This is a genomic window from Halobacillus sp. (genome assembly GCF_049282395.1).
Classification (GTDB): Bacteria; Bacillota; Bacilli; order Bacillales; family Halobacillaceae; genus Halobacillus.
In genome coordinates this window covers 1-4,851 of record NZ_JBAPTY010000449.1, presented here as the reverse complement: position 1 = coordinate 4,851, position 4,851 = coordinate 1, and the positions used below count along the sequence as shown (strand labels likewise).

4 protein-coding genes are annotated in these 4,851 nt (G+C 42.6%); 3 read left to right on the top strand and 1 reads right to left on the bottom strand.

Annotated features, from left to right (window positions below; translation table 11 throughout):
• Positions 1-70: 70 nt before the first annotated feature.
• Positions 71-556 (bottom strand): YjzC family protein, encoded by a 486-nt coding sequence (locus WAM07_RS18555; protein WP_422168871.1) that lies wholly within the window; start codon positions 554-556, stop codon positions 71-73.
• Positions 557-912: 356 nt separating this feature from the next.
• Between WAM07_RS18555 and WAM07_RS18550 the strand changes: the two genes are divergently transcribed.
• The 3 genes from WAM07_RS18550 (at position 913) to WAM07_RS18540 (ending at position 4,800) form a co-directional block, all read left to right on the top strand.
• Positions 913-2,364, top strand: coding sequence for a circularly permuted type 2 ATP-grasp protein (locus WAM07_RS18550; protein WP_422168870.1), 1,452 nt, complete (start codon positions 913-915; stop codon positions 2,362-2,364).
• Positions 2,357-3,337 (top strand): alpha-E domain-containing protein, encoded by a 981-nt coding sequence (locus tag WAM07_RS18545; protein ID WP_422168869.1) that lies wholly within the window; start codon positions 2,357-2,359, stop codon positions 3,335-3,337. The genes WAM07_RS18550 and WAM07_RS18545 overlap by 8 nt, the downstream gene beginning before the upstream one ends.
• Positions 3,338-3,615: 278 nt before the next feature.
• Complete coding sequence (locus WAM07_RS18540; RefSeq protein WP_422168868.1) at positions 3,616-4,800, top strand: alanyl-tRNA editing protein; 1,185 nt, start codon at positions 3,616-3,618, stop codon at positions 4,798-4,800.
• The last annotated feature ends 51 nt before the right edge of the window (positions 4,801-4,851 follow it).

Here is a 4,851-nt window from a genome sequence, read left to right as displayed (position 1 = left end):
ATGTTACGCTACATTAAAAAATACCCGGCCTTTTGTATTTAACTACAAAAGGCCGGGTATTTTTAGAGTTTTAGGAAGATTTCACCCAGTAAGCAGCTTCATTTTCTGAAGGAGAAGGCGGGAATTGGTCGCCTTCACTCAGGCTGATTTCCTTATTATTATCGCTTTTATTTCCATTTACGAGTTTATCTACTTTATAGTTACCGGATTCTGGAGCTTTTTCGCCAGTTTTAAACTGTTTGTTTGACGTATTATTGGTTGACGTATTGTTTGTGGAAGTATTAGTAGAACCATTTCCTGAGTTACGGCCGCCTTTCTGGCCGATTTCCTCAAAATGTTCCTTGCTGTATTCCTGGCTGGTCGTTTCGCCGCCTTTTTGGCCAATGTTTTCATAGAATTCCTGATCATGGTTTTGAGACGTTTTTTCGCCGCCTTTTTTACCAATGTTCTCGAAGTGTTCTTGATCGTATTTACGGCTTGTTTTCTCTCCGCCTTTACGACCTGCTTCTTCCGTAGTCATCGATTGATTTTGGTTCTGGTTATTGTTCTTAGCCATTTTCATCAACCTCCTTGAATAGTATATACAATATTTACCACTATTTGGATGGATGTTAAACCAGTTTTCCGATTGTAATATTTTTTTAATATAATTTAAGTGTTCTTCGTTTTCTATTTTATAAGGTCCAATAGGTAATGTTTCAGTGGACCGAATTGCTTGGAGACGCGCACTCTTCGTAGTAATAGACATCTCGACGCAGGGGGGAATTTTCATATGAATATACTCATGAAATAGTAAATATAAGCCAATATCCTCTCTGGGAATAAGAAGATATAGCCGTTTTTTACATTTCTTGTGTGTAAACCTTGTTATATGGGTAAAGCTTCATAGAATCTATAAAAGGAGGGAGTCACATGTTAATCAACTATCAAGCAGATACATTTTTCGACGAAATGATGGACCGATCAGGAACCCCCAAGGACCACTACAAAGCTTTTAACGATATAATCTCAGTGGCTTCTGCAGAAGAATTGCGAAAAAGACATGAAAAAGCGCGGTTCCATTTTTTAAAGCAGGGCATTACTTTTAATCCAGATGAGGATGATACCGAACAGACGCCTCCATTTGATTTTGTTCCTATTATCATTCCAGAAGATAAGTGGAAAGAGGTCGAGAAAGGACTAAAACAGAGAGTCGAGGCGTTAAGTCACTTTCTGGAAGATATTTATGGTGAAAAGAAGATTATTAAGGAAGAAGTTGTGCCGAAAGAGCTAATCGAGAACAGCGCCTACTATAAGGAAGGGCAGGTTAAAGGTATGGACCTGCCGCTTAGTCATCCCCTGTTTTTAGCGGGAATTGATCTAATTCGCGATGAAAACGGAGAATACCGGGTATTAGAGGATAATCTGCGCAACCCTTCCGGTATCTCGTATGTTTACCAAAATCGACAGGTAATCAGAAAAGTGTATCCAGAACTGTTTGATCGATATAGTGTGCTCCCACTTGAAAACCAGTTTAAAGAGCTGCAAAAGGCTCTGCTCAGCTATGCACCGGATAATGCTTCATCTTCACCTCAGGCGGTGTTATTAACGACAGGCATATATAACTCCGCTTATTATGAACACTTTTTTCTTGCAAAGCAGCTCGGGATTGAATTAGTTGAAGGAAGTGACCTTGTCGTCGAGAATGACATCGTTTATAAGGAAACAACCAGCGGGCTTGAGCGTGTCGATATTATTTATCGAAGAATTGATGATGAAGACCTGGACCCGGAAGCCTTTCGATCAGATTCTGAAGTTGGTGTACCCGGTCTTATGAGGGCTTACCACCAGGGGAATGTGACCATTTTAAATGGAGTGGGCATTGGGGCAGCAGATGATAAGGCGATTTACGCTTACGTACCGGAGATGATTCGCTATTACTTGAATGAAGAGCCTATTCTTAAGAATGTAACTACTTATTTTTTAAGAGATTCAGAGCAAAGAGATTATGTGTTAAAGAACCTTGAGAAACTTGTAATTAAAAATGTAGGGTCTTCTGGCGGAGACGATATGATGATTGGTCCAAATGCCTCTGAAGAAGAATTAACGACATTTCGGCAAAAAATTCAGGAAAATCCAAGTGAATACATTGCCCAGCCCACCATTGAATTGTCACGAGCTCCGGCTCTTCAAGAAGGGGAATTCCGTCCCCGTCATATAGACTTAAGAATTTTTGCGATGAAGGGGAAAGAAATCAATGTGCTGCCTGGAGGACTTTCCCGAGTGGCTTTGAAGGAAGATAACCTTGTGGTGAACTCTTCTCAGGGTGGCGGATTTAAGGATATTTGGATAATAACCGCAGAAGGAGGAAAGGACGATGCTTAGCAGAATGGCAGATTCATGTTATTGGTTGGCTAGGTATATGGAGAGATCTGAAACCAATGCTCGAGCCCTGAGCAGCCAGCTGATTCATATGCTGGAAGAATCGGATCAGAATACATTGGACCAGAACTGGGAAGTGCTTCTTGACATCTGTACCTCTAAAAATGACGACGATGAACACGCTCCGGATTTAAAGAGTGAACAAGTGCTTCACTATCTTGTACGGAGCCGGGAAAATGATAACTCTCTTCTTCATTTGCTGGAATTGGCCAGAGAGAAAGCAAGGGAGTCCCGAACACTTATCCCAGCTTCTATTTGGGAGATGATCAACCGCTTATATTTAGAGAAGAAGGAACAGCTGAACGGGTCTTTACATTCTAATGCAATTCAAAGTCACTTAGGCGATCTCCTTGATATGTCATCAAATTTTCAGGGAATTATCGAATCTTCCATGCTGAGAGGGGAATCTTATAACTTTATAAAAATAGGGAAGTGGATAGAACGGGCGGAAACTACTGCGCGAATCCTAAAGGTTACTTGTGAGAAGATGTTAGCGGAAAAGAACTATAAAGATATAGAGGAGTTTGATTACTGGCTTCATGCCCTCCAGTTAGCCAATGGTTATGACTCCTTTATTATGGAGCATCCGTTAACGCTGAACCCTGAGGAAGTATTTACTTTTCTGATTGAAGAAGAGCGGTTTCCACGGTCTATAACGTATTGTGTAGAGCATACTTTACGTGCGGTAGAGCAGTTAAACCCTGGAAGGAGACCTCAATATACCGAAGAGTTAGTTCAGTTGTTAGAAAATACACAAAGGGGAATTGAACGGACAAATATTGATGAGATGTCGGTGGAGGGACTCTTACGTTTTCTTAATGGGTTCCTGGATCACTGCGATCGAATTAATGAAGTATTCTCAGCCACTTATAATCTGGGTGGATTTAAAAGTAGATCTGTGGGAAACAGCCAATAATGGGAGAATCAATATGAATAAAAAACAGATGCTCTAAAAAGGGGCACTGTTTTTTTATGGCTGGATTATGCAAGGTAAGTTATCTCTTTATAAAAAGTTTTGTTAAAGTTTATGGTTGTCATTGCTATCTTTTTAGTTCATAGACAGTTTCCTGTAAAGGAGTTATGGATTATGGTAAAATCTAAGACTAATGACAGGCAGTAGATCATCGTGATGTACTTCCATGAGAATATAGAACTATGACGGTACAACTACGATCAACCCAGGGGGAATAAACTGTGACAAGAAAGCTTTACTACGAAGATCCTTATCAGCTGGAATTCAACTCTACGGTAACCAAAACAGATCAGGACGAACGCGGACCTTATGTGTTACTCAAAGCCACAGCGTTCTATCCTACCGGCGGCGGGCAGCCGCACGATACGGGTACATTAAATTCCATTGACGTGATCGATGTGGAAGAAGTAGACGGTGAGGTGCGGCATTACATAAAGGTAGAATTTCCGCAAAGTGGGGAAGAAGTGCATGGAAGTGTCGATCCAAAACGGCGTATCGATCATATGCAGCAGCATAGCGGACAGCATATCATATCAGCTGTTTTTGATGATCATTACGGCATTCCGACAACGAGTTTCCATTTAGGAAGCGATACGGTGACGATTGATTTAGATACGAATCAACTCTCCGAGGAACTTTTGCAAAAAGCCGAGGAGCAGGTGAATGACATTGTACGCCGGAACATTCCTGTAGAAGCCAGGTGGATGACGGCCGGGGAAGCGAACGAATACCCATTGAGGAAACCACTGGCTGTCGAGGGGGATGTGCGCCTCGTGATCATTCCATACGTGGATTACAACGGGTGCGGTGGTACACATCCCGCGTCCACCGGTGAAGTGATGGCGGTGAAATTTCTAGGCTGGACGAAAAGTAAGAAGCAGGTACGCCTCGAGTTTGTCTGCGGATCCAGAGTGCTTGAGAAGCTCGATCAGAAACACCGGATTTTGACCGACATGAAACAACTGGTCCCAAGACCGGAGGAGAGGCTTGTCGAAGAAGTGAGCGAGATGATTCAGGCAGGCAAGGAGAAGGATAAGCGGATTACAGAGCTTGAGGAACAGCTTCTTCATTATGAAGCGCGCCATATTATTTCAGAAACGAAAGGAGAGCCGGTGATCCAGCGCGTCTTCAAGGACCGCCCGATTAAGTCACTTCAGTCGCTAGGAAAAACGATGATTGAAGAAGCTTCCGATACGTATCTCATCCTTGTCAGCGAACAGGAAGATCAGCTGCAATTCGTCCTGGCTCACGGGGCTGCGATTGATCGCAATATGAACGATATCGCTAAACAGGTGATGCCTCTGATCGACGGAAAAGGAGGCGGAAAGCCGCATTTTGTCCAGGGCGGTGGCAAAAAGCTGATGGACGGAACGGACTTTTCGAATCGTGTAAAAGAATTAATATAATAGATGAAACTTCTTCTTCCCCGCCTGTATGCCAGAGGCAAGTGGTAGAAG

Excerpts from the sequence above, each read along its gene's own strand:
- WAM07_RS18555 (WP_422168871.1), bottom strand. The coding sequence starts at position 556 with ATGGCTAAGAACAATAACCAGAACCAAAATCAATCGATGACTACGGAA.
- WAM07_RS18550 (WP_422168870.1), top strand. The coding sequence starts at position 913 with ATGTTAATCAACTATCAAGCAGATACATTTTTCGACGAAATGATGGAC.
- WAM07_RS18545 (WP_422168869.1), top strand. The coding sequence starts at position 2,357 with ATGCTTAGCAGAATGGCAGATTCATGTTATTGGTTGGCTAGGTATATG.